This window comes from Sphingobacterium sp. UBA7625, assembly GCF_002484085.1.
In the GTDB taxonomy this organism is placed as follows: domain Bacteria; phylum Bacteroidota; class Bacteroidia; order Sphingobacteriales; family Sphingobacteriaceae; genus Sphingobacterium; species Sphingobacterium athyrii.
Genome location: NZ_DLJD01000058.1, coordinates 184,433 through 201,434, shown reverse-complemented (window position 1 = coordinate 201,434; position 17,002 = coordinate 184,433). Strand labels below are relative to the sequence as shown.

At 39.8% G+C, this 17,002-nt stretch carries 10 protein-coding genes; all 10 read left to right on the top strand.

Annotated elements, in window-relative coordinates; all coding sequences use genetic code 11:
• Positions 1–14 precede the first annotated feature (14 nt).
• The 10 genes from B4G94_RS24685 to B4G94_RS24640 all read left to right on the top strand — a co-directional run bounded on the left by B4G94_RS24685 (position 15) and on the right by B4G94_RS24640 (position 16,998).
• Positions 15–1,256 carry a FecR family protein gene (locus B4G94_RS24685; RefSeq protein WP_286862738.1) on the top strand — a complete coding sequence of 414 codons (1,242 nt, stop codon included), beginning with the start codon at positions 15–17 and terminating at the stop codon, positions 1,254–1,256.
• Positions 1,257–1,362: 106 nt separating this feature from the next.
• On the top strand, positions 1,363–4,665 hold the full coding sequence (locus tag B4G94_RS24680) for a SusC/RagA family TonB-linked outer membrane protein (RefSeq protein WP_286862736.1): 3,303 nt from the start codon (positions 1,363–1,365) through the stop codon (positions 4,663–4,665).
• Positions 4,666–4,673: 8 nt separating this feature from the next.
• A complete protein-coding gene (locus B4G94_RS24675; RefSeq protein WP_286862734.1) occupies positions 4,674–6,104 on the top strand; it encodes a RagB/SusD family nutrient uptake outer membrane protein in 1,431 nt (476 codons plus the stop codon).
• A gap of 44 nt (positions 6,105–6,148) precedes the next feature.
• Positions 6,149–6,856 carry a DUF4843 domain-containing protein gene (locus B4G94_RS24670; protein ID WP_286862733.1) on the top strand — a complete coding sequence of 236 codons (708 nt, stop codon included), beginning with the start codon at positions 6,149–6,151 and terminating at the stop codon, positions 6,854–6,856.
• Positions 6,857–6,867: 11 nt separating this feature from the next.
• Positions 6,868–8,307, top strand: a complete 1,440-nt coding sequence (locus B4G94_RS24665; RefSeq protein WP_286862732.1) for a PKD-like family lipoprotein — start codon at positions 6,868–6,870, stop codon at positions 8,305–8,307.
• 88 nt (positions 8,308–8,395) lie between these two features.
• Positions 8,396–9,889, top strand: coding sequence for a TlpA family protein disulfide reductase (locus B4G94_RS24660; RefSeq protein WP_286862730.1), 1,494 nt, complete (start codon positions 8,396–8,398; stop codon positions 9,887–9,889).
• Between the two features lie 18 nt (positions 9,890–9,907).
• A complete protein-coding gene (locus B4G94_RS24655) occupies positions 9,908–11,095 on the top strand; it encodes a sialidase family protein (protein ID WP_286862729.1) in 1,188 nt (395 codons plus the stop codon).
• 289 nt (positions 11,096–11,384) lie between these two features.
• Positions 11,385–11,978 carry an RNA polymerase sigma factor gene (locus tag B4G94_RS24650; protein ID WP_282255839.1) on the top strand — a complete coding sequence of 198 codons (594 nt, stop codon included), beginning with the start codon at positions 11,385–11,387 and terminating at the stop codon, positions 11,976–11,978.
• A gap of 124 nt (positions 11,979–12,102) precedes the next feature.
• Complete coding sequence (locus B4G94_RS24645) at positions 12,103–13,233, top strand: FecR family protein (RefSeq protein ID WP_286862725.1); 1,131 nt, start codon at positions 12,103–12,105, stop codon at positions 13,231–13,233.
• 237 nt (positions 13,234–13,470) lie between these two features.
• Positions 13,471–16,998, top strand: a complete 3,528-nt coding sequence (locus B4G94_RS24640) for a SusC/RagA family TonB-linked outer membrane protein (protein ID WP_286862724.1) — start codon at positions 13,471–13,473, stop codon at positions 16,996–16,998.
• Positions 16,999–17,002 lie beyond the last annotated feature (4 nt).

The window sequence follows — 17,002 nt, the reverse complement described above, 5'->3', positions numbered from 1 at the left end:
TAGTTTGAAAAATTATGACCCCATCCAACGATAATAGATTGAGATACCTTTTGGATCTTTGCCTGAGCGGGCAGGAGTCAAAGGCTGAGAGAGATGAGCTTGATGGCTATCTTTCAGATAAAAACGTCCTGGAAAATTTGGATGCCGTCCTGTTAGACTTGTTTTTTCAACAAAAGGAGCTGATCGATATGCCTTCCCAACGGCAGCATCAGATCCTCGAAGCCATTTATGCCGTCGATACTAAGATACCTTCGGTAAAAAGGTTTAACTATTTGAAATGGACTGCAGCAGCAGCAATTTTCTTGGGTATACTGTTTTCCACCATATGGCTTGGCACGCAAAAACAGCTATTTAAAGATCTCAATGTCGTTAATAAGAAAGAACAAATTGATAATAATCCGTCAGGTAAGGAAAAAGCATATCGAGACGATATGTTGGCCAATAAAAACACGATCTTACAAATGGCTAACGGCTCACGTCTGGCACTCGAAAGTTTAGATTCGGGTAAAGTAATCGAAAAGGACGGCGTACACCTACAACGTACTTCGGACGGTACTTTACTTATCCAGTTGAAACCCGGTATTGAACAAGAACGTAATTATGCTAATAACATCAATACGATTACCACACCTCGTGGACGTACATATAGGATAATGTTAGGCGATGGTACAGTTGTTCATTTAAATGCGGAATCCAGATTGAGTTTTCCGACAACATTCGGAAAGGATGAAAGGCGGGTGACTTTCGAAGGAGAAGGTTATTTTGAAGTAGCAAAAGATAAGACGCGACGATTTTTTGTCAATACAAATGTCGGAAATCAGAAGCAGGAGATCAGTGTTTATGGTACCCAATTTAATATTTCCGCCTATAATGACGCCGATGCGATCAAAACAACTTTAATAGAAGGTAGCGTCCGGGTAAGGTCAGTGAATACGGGGCATGAGGTACTGATGAAACCAAATGAACTTGTGGTTATAGATCATACGGGACTTACCAAACAGCCAGCTGATCTTGAATCAAGCCTCGCCTGGAAGAATAATTATTTTTACTTTGCTGATCTACCTATCCAAGAAGTATTACAACAGATTAGCCGTTGGTATGATGTAGACATTAATTATCAAGGTAAGATACCGGGCGAACGTGTTTGGGGGCAAATTTCAAGAACGAAAAAACTGAAGGAAGTGCTCGAAATTCTAGAAAAAGCAAATCATATCAAATTCCAGCAAAAAGGAAAGGAGGTTATTGTCATGCGCTAATATTTTTATTTATGAAAAACTAACTTACATCTAAAACCATCATTTTACTACTAACCTAGATCCCCATTCTGTATAGCAGATCGGGTAAACTAATACAACCATTTTTATGGGGAATTTTAACAAAAAATTGCTGAAAATTGCGGTTTGCACATCTATATACGCCAGTATATGTCTTCACAGTGCAGATGCGCAGACCCAAACGGTGACGATCAACAAAAAGAACATTACACTGAATGAATTTTTGTCGGAGATCAGAAGGCAGACGGGATACGACTTTGTTTTTACATCTTCCAAATTGGATTTTGGTAAAAAGGTAAGCCCAAATTTTACCAATGAAAACATCCTTAAAGTTTTAAGTCAATACTTTAATTCGAATACCGGGGTTATCTACATTTTTAAAAATCAGACGATTGTGCTGATTGATGAGGAGAAAGCTGAAAATATAATACTTCAGGGGCAGGTGCTTAATACCGCTTCTAAACAGCCTATGCCGGGGGTGACGGTAACAGTAGGCGAGAAGAATATACAGACCAAAACCGATAATAGAGGGAATTTTACTTTAAATGTTCCCGAATATGCCAAAACCTTGGAATTCAATTTTATTGGATACAAGAAGCTGATTATACCCATCACTGCCTCTGTTAAATATAAGGTGGAGATGGAAGAAAAGACCGAAGACATTGAAGAAGTTGTGGTCACAGGTATATTCAATCGGAGTGCCGAGAGCTTTACCGGAGCATCGCGAACAATTTCGGGTGAAGACCTCAAGAAAATCTCCACAAATAATATTTTTGCTGGTATTTCAGCCATCGAACCCTCCTTTCGTATCATGCCAAATAATGTTACGGGCGGAAGTATAAATCAATTACCAGAAATACAGCTTCGTGGTCAAAATTCTTTGCCCAACTTAAATGGAGAGCTTTCTTCCAACCCTAATCAACCACTTTTTATACTGGATGGTTTCGAAGTAACACTTCAGCGTATCGTTGACCTCGATATGAATATGATCGCAAGCGTGACGATTTTGAAAGATGCTTCCGCCACAGCAATATATGGTTCCCGTGGCGCCAATGGTGTTATGGTTGTCAACACCATTGCTCCTAAACCAGGCAAAATTCAGGTCACGCTCAATAATGATTTCAGGTTGTCACTGCCAGACCTTTCTGTGTACAATTATTTAAATGCACGTGAAAAACTAGATTTTGAGAAGAGAACGGGTGTCTACGATGCAACGTTTGATCAGGATTATTTGCGTATGGAACAGATTTATAACGAACGTTTGAAAAATGTACAGCGCGGCATTGATACCGACTGGAAGAAGATACCCACACAAATTGGATTTAACAACAGAACTAATATCAGTCTTCAAGGAGGGGATGAATACCTGCGATATGGTGTTTTAGCAACAGCGGATCTGCAACAAGGCGTGATGAAGGGACAGGATAGAAAAAATTATTCTGGGCAGTTTGATCTAACTTATTTAGTGAAAAAATTGCAGTTCAGGAATTCATTGCGCGTTTACCAAAACGTGTCCAACGAATCTCCCTATGGAAACTTTAGCAGATATCTTACATTAAATCCGTATTGGACTCCCTATGATGAAAAAGGGAATATACAGCGATATCTGGAAAATTTTCAATATGTAGGCAGAAACTTTATCCAACCCAATCCTGTATATGATGCCACTTTACATTCCGTTAACCAAACTAGCTCATTGGGTATAACCAATAATTTTCAAGTCAGGTATTCGTTTCAGCCTAATTTTTACATTGAGTCAAATTTAAGTTTTACCAAACAAAAAGGGGGCACAGATCAATTTTATTCTGCTCAAGATAGCAGGTTTGAGCAGATTGCTGACCCTAACCGCAGGGGATCATACACCGACCGAAATGATGAGCTATCCTCGTATGAAAGTATGACCAATCTGAACTATACATTTATGCGTGGCAAACATCAATGGGTATCTACAGCATCCATAAATTTTTCCAGTGCAAAAAATAATTTTACACAAATTATTGCCGAAGGATTTCCATATGATAGACTAGACAATTTGCTTTTTGCCAATCAGTATCAGTTAAATGGGAAGCCTACAGGGGATGAAAGTACGGTAAGGCGGGTAGGGTATCTTTACAATGCCAATTATTCCTATGATAATAGATTCTTGGCAGATGTTTCTATCAAACGGGATGGATCCTCGCAATATGGTACGGACAAAAGATTCGGAACTTTTTGGTCCACTGGACTTGGCTGGAACATCCACAATGAGGCCTTTTTTAAAACAAATGATATGGTGAACAGGCTTAAGCTGCGGGGGAGTTATGGTACTACCGGTTCCTTAAATATACCGGCTTATTCGTCACAAACCAGGTATAATTTTGGTGTGGAGAGTGGCTATTATAATGATTTGGGAGCAACTATAGGCAACCTTGGTAATCCTAATCTTAGCTGGCAAAATGTGAGAAAATTAAATATTGGGGTTGAAGCCATATTATTTAAGCAAAAGCTTGATTTGCGATTTGATGTCTATAAGGATATCACGGATAATACATTGACAAATTTGACTTTGGCTCCTTCAACTGGATTTAATAGCTTTTCGGAGAATCTTGGAAAAGTGGAGAATAATGGCTTTGAGTTTTCTGCGCGCTATAAGCTCTTAGAGAAAAAAGAAACAGGTACGCTATGGTCGATTTATCTGAATGGATTCACCAATAAAAATACCCTCAAAGAGCTTTCCAACAGACTGAAATCTTCAAACGACAGATTGAACGAAAATAATACCGCGCAGACCGCTCCGAATATATTGCTGGAGGAAGGGCAATCCATGGACGCAATTTTTGTCGTAAAATCGCTCGGAGTAGATCCCACTACAGGTTCGGAAATTTTTCTGACAAGGGATGGGCAACGCACCTATCAATGGAATGCTGCCGATAAAGTCGCCTACGGTGTCAGTATTCCCAAATGGAACGGCAACTTTGGTACGAATCTCAACCACAAAGGTTTTGAATTGGGATTAATATTTAATTATCAATACGGTGGACAGCTTTATAATCAAACACTGATAGATCGTGTTGAGTCTGTTGATCCGACACTGAATGTTGACCGAAGAGCGTATGATCTGGGTTGGACCGGCCCGGGGAGTGTGAGCCAATTTACGGCCATAGGTGTGGGCAATCCTGCGACTAGATTAACCTCTAGGTTTGTACAGGATAATAATACGCTGACTTTGAGTTCACTGTCTTTGGGATACAATTTTTATCAAAAAGCTTGGATCAAACGGATAGGTCTGCGGAGTTTGCAAATTACTGGGATCACAAATGACCTATTTCGCTGGAGCTCCATTGAAATAGAAAGAGGAACTTCTAATCCATTTGCGCGCACGTTTGCCCTTTCACTACGTGTGGGAATTTAAACTGAAATATGATGAAATCAATCGTTAATTATATACTATGTCTTTCAATTTCATGTATAGCTTTACAAAGTTGTAAGAAGTATTTGGACATTGCGCCTAAATCGAGCGTGGCCGAAGAAGAAATGTTTGCTTCGGAAATCGGTTTTCGCCAGGCTTTAAATGGTGTTTATTCCTCCATTGCCAGTCGAAACTTATATGGTGATAACTTATCAATGGGTTTTGTGGCAGCTTTGGCCCAAAACTATAATACTTCAGGTAATTCAGGTCTATTCGTCAAGACGCGAAACTATGACTATGAATCCTCGGAAGTGATAAACTATACGGGTCAGATATGGTCTAGCGCCTATAATGGAATCGCCGGACTAAATAATATTCTTAAATTCTGTGAGGAAAAACGAGGAGTGCTTTCAGAAAAAGCCTATAATGAAATAAAGGGTGAAGCCCTGGGGCTGCGCGGCTTTTTGCATTTTGAACTTCTACGCATGTTTGCTCCGTCTTTTTTCTTAGGTATGGAGTCTAAAGCAATTCCTTACAGGATTACAATAGATCATTATTCTCAAGTTCCAGCCACCGTAAGAGAGGTGACAGAACTTTGTGTTAAAGATTTGCAGGAATCTGCAGAGCTGCTTAAACAAGTAGATCCAGTATTAAGTGGGGCGTCCGAAAGAAGGTATAAATTTAACTATTTTGCCGTAAGGGGAACTCTTGCCAGAATTTACTTGTACCGTGATGAAAAATCAAAAGCCTATACTTCGGCTAAGGAGATTGTAGATTCAGGACTTTTCCCTTTTGTCAACAAAGCAAATGTGAGCGCAAGAGCAGATAATAAAGATCGCCTTTTTAAAAGCGAACTTGTGTTTGCTATTCGGAATAGAAACTTGCTGAACTGGGCTTACAACCTGTATTTTACATTTTATGGGAATTTTTCAGATCGCCTGAGTAGATCCGAGGCAGACTTTAAAAAACTGTATGAAGTGACCAATGTTGGTGAAGCTGATATTCGATGGCTCAATCTTTTTGAAAATAGCCAAGGCTTTAAATTTCCTTCCAAATTCTGGCAGACCTCGTCCACTTCCATTGATAGCCTAAGGCTTGATCATATGGTTCCCGTGATCCGCTGTAGTGAAATGCGTTATATACTTGCTGAAACGTCTCCCTCGGCAGAAGAAGCTTTAAATCAGCTCAATCAAGTCAGGCTGGCACGTACTGTTCCTGCACTCCCTGTAACAACGGGCAATTTAGATCGAACGTTTATCCAAAATGAGATTGGTAAAGAATATCAGAAAGAAATGTATGCCGAAGGGCAGGTGTTCTATTACTATAAACGCCGCAATTTGACAGATATACCCTTCAAACCAACTGCTATGAAAACCTTTAATGTAAAAAACTATACACTTCCGATTCCAAAGGATGAAATGGAATTTAATCCAAATTATTAAAGTCGATGAAGTTTATTCATAAAACTATTAATCAAATCATAATTATGAGAAGACTTATTATAGTACTAATTATATCCTTGCTGTTTGTCAATTGCAAAAAGGATGAGATTATGTTTTTTGAAGGCAAGGATGCCTTGAGTATTTATGTAAATCAATATGAGCCAGATAGCACAGCTTATTCCTTTGCCTCAGGTCTGGATTCACGAACACGTGATACACTGCTTTTAAAGGTTAGAATACAGGGGCGCACATCATCGGCCAACCGACTGTTCCGTCTTTATGCGGATTCAGGAAGTACAGCGGTAGAAGGCCAAGATTATATTCTTCCGGAAGTTAACTTACCTGCAGACTCCGTTAGAACATTGTACCCCGTTATTTTATTACGTAGTCCGAAGTTAAAAGATAGAACGTTGAATTTAAACGTAACAGTTAAAGCATCTGATACTTTTGAAAAAGGTGCGGTAGGAATAGAGATCGGAAAGAAGTCTTCCAGCATTGCCAGATATAAGATCAAATTTAACGACTATCTTTCAAAACCATCGTATTGGGATGATATAGAGCGGTATGTGGGTGAATTTAGTGTTGCTAAGTTGAGATTTATGTTTATGGTATATGGTCAGGATACTCCCTTTGGCGACTATTCAACTGGAGAATTACTCAATATGAGGCTTAGGCTTAGGGCTGCTCAAAAAGCTTACGAAGAAGTCAATGGACCGCTTATAGATGAAAATGGTAATCAAGTGTTATTTTAAAATTTGATCAAATGAAAAGTATTAGTTTATTGCTGGCCTTCTTATTAGCGCTTAATTTTTGGAGCTGTAAAGAAGAAAAATTCCAGCCTTATAATGACATAGAGGATATAGCCGTGGTTTCTCCTCAGGACACAACCATTGTACGAGCACAGCTGCAAAACCTATCGATTAGTCCTCAGTTGAAAGGTCTTCAAGCAGATAAACAATATACCTACCAATGGCGGTTATATGTTGGTGAGTCTTATAAAATTTTGGCTACAACGCAGGATTTAAATATAAAAATTGATTTTGCAGTTGATGATTATAGCATTCAGTTTTTGGTGACGGATCCGACAACTGGTATTAAAGCAATCAGCCAGCTTTATGCTTTAAAAGTGACAGGTGCTTTTCCGGAGGGATGGCTAGTGGGTAACAATTTGAACGGAAAAGGTCAAATGTCATTTATCAGAACTGCAGACCAACAGGTGTATATTAATCCGTTAGAGGAGGTCAATGGTGGCATTTATCCTGAAAAAGTTATTGCAGCTGTATCAGGTGTTGTACCATCCGCATTTTTTGGAACCTTTTCTCAGTTATTTTACTTCACTGAGAACGGTTTGCGGGTTTTTGATGCCGAGACCATGTTACAGACAATGGATTTAAATGAATATTTCTATGGAAATAAGTCTTTTTCAAAAATTCCGGCTTATGGCACTAATGCGTACAATCTCGACCAGTATTTAATTTATAATGGTGAATTGTATGCGGCTAATGGATTGAGCTTTGGGCAGAATACTGACTTTGGTAAATTTTCTGAGCGTTTTGAAGGGGATTATTCGATGTTTCCCTTTGTTTTTGCTGATGCTGCCTTTACAACTTATTTCTATGATAATAAAAATAAACGCTTTATGTCTGCTAACTATCAGGGGAGAGAGCTAACCGTTCCATCTCGTGTTACCACAAATGGACAGTATAATATCAATAATATTCAGAGGACTATGATAGGAAGTGATTTTACTTTAGGAAATAATTACCTGAGTTTGATGACTGATGAAAAGCAGGCTTATATTTATGCTTTCAGATTAAGTTCGGATGACAACATTCCTGATGGCTATTATACCTCTTTGGCAGGAGCAAAAGAGCTCGACCAATACACCGGATTTGCCGCGGCATCCGATGTTGAGAGGGCATATTACTCTTCAAAAAATAAAATCTATAAGATTTCCGCTGCCAATGGATCGGTCACCGAATTATTCAGCTTACCGAATGGCGCTGAAATAGTAGATCTCAAAATGCTTAAAGCTGGCGATGATGCCAACCGCCAGCTCGTCTTCGCGGTCAACAAAGGAACATCTGGTGAGGTACACTGTATCTTTCTGAACGAGTTTGGCGATATCGACAGCAGTAGAAAAGAAATAGTATATACTGGCTTTGGGCAGATTACAAACATTAGCTATCGTAAAGCTTCTTAATAGGAAAAAGAAGTAAGAATAAACCGTTGATGAAATAAAGTTGATGGTGGATCAGGCAAATAAGTAACAATATAATATAAATATAAAAATGAAAAAAATCATATTGACAGTATTTTCAGCATTCTTGCTGTTTACTGCAAAAGCACAACAAGCGAATACTGGTAATACTATCAGACAAAGGTTGGCAGAGTTAAACACAATTACGGATCCGACAGCTTTGACTGCAAAATTAAAAGAGCTGCAACAGGGAACAGTCGAGGAAAATTATCTTGTAGCATATAGTTATTATTCATCCAAAGGCATGGCGGAACAAGCCGATAATCTTCAAAATGAAATTCTCAAGAAGTTTCCAAAAGGACGACTTGCCCTACAGCAAAAAATACAGGAGATAGGTGAGATTTCCGATCTTGACGGTAGAGACAAGAGTTTTGTGGCGCTTTATAAAGAATATCCCGATGAAAACTTTGGTTTTCTGACCTATTCGCTGAGTCAGGATTTCGCTGCTAGGGGCGATGATGCCAAGATGCGTTTCTATGCAGATATCTATGGAAAGGGAGCTACAGATGGAAAAGGAAATCCCATTGCGAAAGAAGCTATTTATGCCATGATGGCCGGATCCATGGTTAAGGCCAACCCTGAGCTGGCAGCAGGCTATTTAAAGTATGGCGTAGATGCTGCAAAGGCATCTTTGGCGGAAATGAAAGCAAGCTCAAGTCCTGATCCTAATCTTTTGTCACGTGCCCAAAATAACTATTTTGCTGTTCTGACTAATTATGTTACAGCTTTGTCTAACGGTAAGGATGCGGAAAAAGGATATCAGGAAGGGCAAAAGGCATATTTGGCACTCCAAGAAGATAAGACAGCTGATCCCCGTTCGTTAAAATATCTGGAGGGAGCCTATGTACAGACGCTGATCAAGACCAAGAGGTTTAAAGAAGCGTTGCCCTATCTAGAGAATGCGGTTAAAGAAGATCACGCCAATCAGGCGATGATGGAGCAACTTAAAACTGCTTATATTGCTGTAAATGGCTCTGATTCGGGTTATCAAGGCTACGAAAGTAATTTACTGGTTATCCAAGAAGAAAAGCTTCAGTCCGAAATCGCAAAAATGGCAATTAATAAACCTGCACCTGATTTTGAGCTAAAAGACGTTGACGGCAATCTTGTGAAGCTTAGTGACCTGAAAGGAAAAGTGGTGGTACTTGATTTTTGGGCCACTTGGTGTGGGCCGTGTAAAGCCTCATTTCCCGCTATGCAAAAAGCGGTAGATAAATACAAAAATGATCCCAATGTCAAGTTTTTATTTTTGCATACCTGGGAAAAAGGTGGCGGCGATCCAACAACTAATGCAAAAAAATATGTAACCGACAATAAATATTCATTTGAAGTATTAATGGATTTGCGCGATCCGAAAACAAATGCGAGTGCTGTCGCATCAGCATATAAGGTAGATGGCATCCCTACCAAAATTATTATTGATACACATGGGCAGATACGTTTCAGTACTTCAGGTTTTGGTGCCGATGCTGATAAGGCGGTGAGAGAACTATCCAATATGATCACGTTCGCAAAAAAGGGTTAATAACAAGGAGAAAGATATATGAAAATAATATACGCACTTTTATTGTGTGCGTTTGTTTCGGTAGTCGGGCAAGCCTTTGCACAGTCGGATAGATCAGAGCTCCTGAGCGATGTTAGGGCATTCGAGGTAAGTGCATGTAAACCATCAAAGAACAGTCTCGTTACTGTATGGATGGAAAAACGTCCCTCCCGGAAAGATAATAGTGAAGAGGCAGCCGATATGCAGGTTGCCTATCGCGCATCAGATAACAATGGTCGGACCTGGTCGGCAAAAGGAATAATTGATCTGCCAAATACCTTCGCCACTGGGAATCCTTTTGTGTATAATAACCAAAAAGGAGATACCTATGTCGTCTGTATGCATATCGGGCAGGATTTTTTTTCCGGAAATATTTCTTTGTATGAATTTGATTTCAATACCAAAGTTTTTAATCTGAAATCAGTGCCAATTAAGAGCAGTGATAATCTGCTAGACAAACCTTCTATCGTATGTTACGGAGATGAAATCCATCTGGTTTATGTTGCCTATACTAAAAACTTTAAAAATGCTGTAAAATATCAAGTGTCCAAAGACAAGGGCGCTACCTGGACAGAACCCGTTAATGTGTTTACTGATCAAACAATTAATTATTTAGGACCAGCGATGGCTATGGTCAAGGGAAACCAGCTTTTAATTTCGGCGGGTTCATATGGTAGTAAGGGAATTTTTCTAACCAGGAGAATCGCTGATGACGAAAAAGTAAGATTTGAGACAGCAAAGGTTGTAGGCAGCATATCTAAGAGACTTGGCTCAGCAATGACGGAATTAACGACCCGGGGCAATGATCTTGTATTAAGCTGGCAAAATCCACATCAGCGAAATGAGGTATGGTTATCCATGAGTCGAAATGCAGGGGAGTCGTGGTCTAGCCCACATCTGATCACTTCTACTGGAAATCTTCTTTCTACTGCTTTTGGCAATGATGGCGGTATCCATTGTATCTATTCGGATTTCAGTGACCAAAAGTTTTCTGTTAACTACAGAGCACTAAAGGATAACTATTCCGTGGCGAAGGAGATGTATTTAGCAAAGCCGATAGTATCGAATATTTTTAAAGAATACCTTGGTGCTTATCAAAAACTCCTTGTTCAGAATAAGGAGTTTTTCGCTTTTTGGATAGATTATCCCAATAATAGTACATTGAAATTTACGAAATGGAAACTATAGTTGTGTAATACAATTTTAATAGTTTCAATTTTATACAGAAAGCCATTTTTGATCAAACGGCTTTCTGTGTTTTATTTCTCCTAACTTCCATCAAACTTTCCTTATTTTCTTCGATCGTTTTTTTTAGAATATTGTCGCAACGAGATATAAGATCTCTAGCAAACAATGCTAAAATTTTAAAAAATACGAATATAATTTATAATATTTTTCTACTATTGTAGCAGATTATTAATTTTTGAAATTTACCTATACTACCGTAGTGCTTTTATAAAGCAGTGAGACAAGTAAAATGGATAAGTATAAAATTTTGTCAGACAGTGAACTTGTTTCTTTGCTCAAACATGGAGATAGGGAAGCTTTTGCCGAAATTTACGATCGATACAGCATGATGATTTATTATAAGGTAAATCAAATGCTTCGTGATGAGAATGCGTCCAAAGATCTGGTACAGGATCTCTTCACATCAATATGGGAAAAGTGCGATCTGATCAGGGACAACGTTGGTATCTCATCTTACTTATATGTGGCCGCTCGCAATCGCGTCCTCAACTATATTCAAAGAGGAAAAACAAAAAGCGATTACCTTACTGAAATTGGAAAGTACAGCCTTCAGGTGAATGATGAAACATTAGAAAAAATAGACGAGAAGGATCTGATGCTATTACTAACAAGTGAAATAGCCAGACTGCCTGCTAAAATGCGAGAAGTCTTTGAACTGAGCAGATTGGAGGATTTGTCTCATCGTGAAATTGCAGAAAGACTAAATTTGAGCGAATCCACCGTGAAAAAGCAAGTTCAAAACGCATTAAAAATTCTTAAAGTTAGACTGTCGAATTATAATTCTCTAGGGATACTGCTGCTGATCTTTTTAAGAGACAACTGAGATTTCTGATTATCTTATATTGTTCTTATTTAGTGGGTTATAATTATTTTGAAAATTTATCTACCCCCTAAGCTTTCCTCAACTGTATAACACACTAAACGGTTACTAAACCCGACTTCGATTTATGGAAAAGAAACTTGGAGCAGAGCTCGTAGAGAAATATCTTTCAGGTACGGCCACGCAGATGGAACAGCGTGTTGTCGAAGAATGGTACGCCTTTAACCGCCTGGACCAATCTGCTATCGACTCTACTGAAGATTTTAAAAGGATAAAATCAGCGATGTGGGCTATTATTGATCAGCGATGCCAGCCTCAAGTTCGGGTTTTGAAGAAACGGAAATGGATATCCTATGCAGCTGCTGTTTTATTATTCACAGGCATTCTAGGTATATACAAACTGCAGCAACGCCATCGGGAATATGAGGTAGCCAACTATACAGGACCGGAGATCAAAGCTGGACATGAGGGTGCTACTTTAACGCTGTCCGATGGTTCGAAGATTGATCTCAATACTGCCAATGTAGGTGAAATCACTACGGAGCAAGGAGTCGTTATCTCCAAAAATGCAGATGGCGTACTTGTTTTCACGGCAAATCACGCCAATCCTCAGCCCATTAAAGCAGCTCGCAATACTATCACCACAAAAAATGGAGAAATGTACCAAGTCGTCCTTCCGGACGGTTCGAAAGCTTGGCTTAATGCCGCGTCTAGTTTGACTTTTGATTCCAATCTTGCTACCAGTGCTGTACGTACAGTTAAATTGCAGGGTGAAGGATATTTTGAAGTAAGCAAAAATTCTAGACCATTTATTGTCGCAACGGCATCTCAGCATGTTCGAGTCCTTGGTACGCATTTCAACATCAATGCCTATGCAGAATCAAAGGGGCTTGTCAAAACCACGCTTATTGAAGGGAAAGTCAATGTGGTGAGCAGCTCAGGAGAACGTATTATCAAACCTGGCGAACAAGCTGTCAACCGACTTGGGCAAATCAATGTCCATGAGCAAGATACGGAAGAGATTTTGGCGTGGAAGAATGGTTTCTTTAAAATTGACGGAAATCTTCACGATATCATGCTGTCCATAGGACGTTGGTACAATATGGATGTCCAGTTTACAGCAGATGCGCCAAAGTCGCTCAATTTGTGGGGATACATCTCCAGATCAAATGATTTAGTAACCACATTACGCCAAATTGAAAGAACAAACAAAGTAAAATTCAAAATTAAAGAAAGGACCCTTATAGTAACAAATTAAACCTATTTATCTTAAATCAGCAGGGGAACGACCGAAAGGTGAATTTTCGAGAAAACCGCAAGGTGCATCACCACCTCGCGGCTATAAAAGAAAAATGATGCTGCCCAAAAGATGCCCATTAAAAAACGAACGACACTAATCAGACATGAACCATTTAACCAAAACAAAAGTATGAAAAAAAATGTGCTATTGGGTGTTTTTTACCCCATGCGGCCTTTACCTAAACTACTATTTATTATGAAATTAGTTTTTTTTATCATGACATGTATGTTGATGCATACCTACGGGGCCTCGTATGCACAACGTGTCACGATAATGGAGCGAAATGCCTCCTTAGAACAGATCATAAAACAGCTGCGGCAACAGACGGGATATGACTTTTTGCTGGACAAGGCTATTTTTCAACAACATCGATCGATTCATCTCGATCTTCAGAACATAAGTCTTGATCAGGCTCTGCAATCACTTACGAAGGGGCGTGACCTCGCCTTCTCTATTGAAGGAAAGTCCGTTGTGATCACAAGTCTAAAGAAGCCTAAGTTAAAAGATGAATCGACTGATAGCGGGCTGAGCATGCAGCAAGGATTAGCAGGTTTGGTGGTGGGAGAAAAGTCTATCCCTTTGGCAGGTGCTACAGTGAAAATAAAAAGAACCAATCAGGTCTCAGCTACAGACAACAAAGGTTTCTTTCGTTTTGATCGGCTTGAGGTCAATGATATTCTTGAGGTGAGCTATGTGGGCTACGAAACCAGCGAAACGACAGTGACAGCTGGACAATTAGCGCAAAAAGAGTATATGATCATCAACATGAAGCCTACGCTGCGCAGTCTGGACGAAGTAAAAGTTGTCAATACCGGTTTTCAAAAGATCAGTAGAGAAAATATTACCGGTTCCGTGACTACTGTGACCAGCAAAGATATCGAAAAACGCAATAGTATCAACGTGATGGACAATCTCGAAGGCATCGTTCCCGGCTTGGTGCAGTATCAAGGCAAGGCCACTATTCGCGGTACCAGCACAATGGAGGCTTCAACAGGTATTTTGGTTGTTGTCGATGGTTTGCCGATCGAAGGATCCATTGCGGATGTCAATCCCTATGATATAGAAACGGTGACCGTGTTAAAAGATGCTGCGGCTGCAGCCATATATGGTGCCAGAGCCTCCAATGGAGTGATTGTCATATCGACAAAAAAAGCAACAGAAAAGGGGAGTACTACTGTTGAAGCTTCGGCCAATGTGACAGTTACCGAAAAACCGGATTATAGCTATAACAATTTTATGTCGCCGGGCCAGCAGGTAGACTGGGAGAGCAATTATTATAAATGGTGGTTCAGTGGCGGTAGTGGAACAGTTAAGCAACCTATTCAAGACTTTGAAAGTAATATCGCCACCGGGCAGGCAATTACCCCTGTCCAATATGCATATTATCAGCTCAACACCAATCGCATTAATCAATCTGAACTCGATGCACAATTAAAAAATTACAAGGAGAATGATTTTGCAAAAGAATATCATGATCATGCCCTGCTGAAAGGTGTAACCCAACAATACAATCTGGCGTTACGGACAAATACCGGTAAAGCTCAAAATAGCTTTGTATTAAATTATATGAATGACAATAAAGGTATTATTAATGCATTTGATCGCCGTATTAATTTACACTATAAAGGCGGTTATAGTGTAGATAAGTGGCTTGATATCGATTACGGCATCAATAGTGTCATCGGGAGGGCTCGCACTCACAATAACCAATTTGCACTTACCCCTTTTAATGTTCCTTCTTATTTCAGATTGTTCAATGATGATGGTAGCAGAGCATACTATACGAACAATCGTTTTAATGTCTATAACACTATTGCCGAGAGCCGACCAGAACTACAGTCCGCTTCGTTCAATCACATGGACGAATTGGAACGCGATTTTGTGAATACTAGTACACTAAATACCCGGTATTATTTAAATTTAAATATCAGACCTTTCAATGGCTTGTCTTTGCAGCCGATGTTCCAATATGAAGATATCCGCACAGATGTATCGGGTTATTCGGAAGAAGATAGTTATACGATGCGTTGGTTGCATAATGTGTACACGTATCGGTATGAAGATCCTGTAACGAAAGCTGTTTCCTACCCATCTTATATTCCAAAAGGCGGAAAATTGGCCACATCCCATTTACGTAGTCCCAACTATACAGCGCGTTTTCAGGCTAATTTTGACCGTACATTTAACAGACATCGCTTTATTGCCCTGGCCGGTATGGAATTTCGCCAGACTAGGTCTTATGGCACAAATGGCGTCTTGTTAGGGTATGATGATCAGTTGCAGACCCAACTGACCAACGTGGTCAATTTTGACGCCATGGATGAGAAAAAGATGGGTACGCTTTGGAATGCGAATTATCCTTTGTATCAATATCATTTTGGCGAGGCTGTGTCCATGGGCCTTCAAAAAGACATTATGCACCGCTTTGCCTCTGGGTATGCTAATCTGACTTATACCTATGATCAAAAATATAATCTTTTTGGGTCTATACGTAAAGATTATGCTGACCTTTTTGGTGGAGACGAAAAATATAGAGGTAGACCACTTTGGTCAGTTGGTGTATCCTGGGTTGCATCCAATGAAGATTTTATCAAGCAATATACTTGGATTGACTATTTAAAGGTTCGGACATCATACGGGTTAACGGGCAATATCCGGAATGTAAGTGCACTTTTGGTGGGAACAGCAGGGATCAACAACTTGACCCAAGAGCCCAATGCTACAGTCTCCAATCCACCGAATCCGCAATTGCGATGGGAAAAGACAGCTACGGCCAACATCGGTATCGATTTTAGCCTTTTCGAAAGTCGTCTACGGGGTACCCTAGATTGGTACCGTCGCAAGGGGACAGACCTATTTGCACAGAAAAGGCTTGACCCATCCGAAGGCTTTGCATCCATGGTTATCAACAACGCCAGCATGGTCAATAACGGAGTGGAATTCAATTTGAGTTATGATTGGTTTAGGGCCACTTCACGGGAAACATTTGGCTGGACGAGTAATTTAACAGGGGCTTATAATCAAAACCGTATTACCGATGTAGATGAATTGACCAGAAATCCGATTACGCTGGCAGCCGGTGATTCGTACCGTAAAGGATACCCTGTAAATTCATTGTTCTCTTTTCGTTTTGCAGGGCTTGATGATATGGGCATGGCACAGTGGTATAATACAGCTGGTGTACCGACTAAGGCAACATTGGGTCCCACAGATGCAGATGCTATCGTTTTTTCAGGCAGCGGTGATCCTAAGATCACGATGGGATTTAACAATGACTTTTCATACAGGGGATTCACCCTCAGTATTTTTGCTATGTATTACGGTGGTCACTATTTTAGGGCTAGACCAGTACCATTGGCATACCCGTCAGCTAATTATGGTGCTATGCCATCTTATTTACTGGATAGCTGGACACCCGAAAATACTGATACAGATATTCCCGGAAGTGGCCAGTATTATCAGATTGCTCCTTCAAATCAATACTATTACTCAGACAATCTAGTGCGCAGTGCAGATTTTATTAAAATTAGAAATATAGCCTTAGGTTATTTATTACCGGCAGATCTGGCAACAAGGATCAAAGCCAGGAATCTAAAGCTGCGGTTTCAGATCAATAATCCAAGATCATTATGGATCAGACAGAAAGATGTGCATGTAGATCCCGAAACTGGAGGAGCACCTCTTCAAACATCTTTTGTCTTTGGTATCAATGCAAATTTTTAAAACT

Coding starts and splice junctions, on each gene's coding strand:
- B4G94_RS24650 (WP_282255839.1), top strand. CDS start 11,385: ATGGATAAGTATAAAATTTTGTCAGACAGTGAACTTGTTTCTTTGCTC.
- B4G94_RS24660 (WP_286862730.1), top strand. CDS start 8,396: ATGAAAAAAATCATATTGACAGTATTTTCAGCATTCTTGCTGTTTACT.
- B4G94_RS24645 (WP_286862725.1), top strand. CDS start 12,103: ATGGAAAAGAAACTTGGAGCAGAGCTCGTAGAGAAATATCTTTCAGGT.
- B4G94_RS24665 (WP_286862732.1), top strand. CDS start 6,868: ATGAAAAGTATTAGTTTATTGCTGGCCTTCTTATTAGCGCTTAATTTT.
- B4G94_RS24640 (WP_286862724.1), top strand. CDS start 13,471: ATGAAATTAGTTTTTTTTATCATGACATGTATGTTGATGCATACCTAC.
- B4G94_RS24655 (WP_286862729.1), top strand. CDS start 9,908: ATGAAAATAATATACGCACTTTTATTGTGTGCGTTTGTTTCGGTAGTC.
- B4G94_RS24685 (WP_286862738.1), top strand. CDS start 15: ATGACCCCATCCAACGATAATAGATTGAGATACCTTTTGGATCTTTGC.
- B4G94_RS24675 (WP_286862734.1), top strand. CDS start 4,674: ATGATGAAATCAATCGTTAATTATATACTATGTCTTTCAATTTCATGT.
- B4G94_RS24670 (WP_286862733.1), top strand. CDS start 6,149: ATGAGAAGACTTATTATAGTACTAATTATATCCTTGCTGTTTGTCAAT.
- B4G94_RS24680 (WP_286862736.1), top strand. CDS start 1,363: ATGGGGAATTTTAACAAAAAATTGCTGAAAATTGCGGTTTGCACATCT.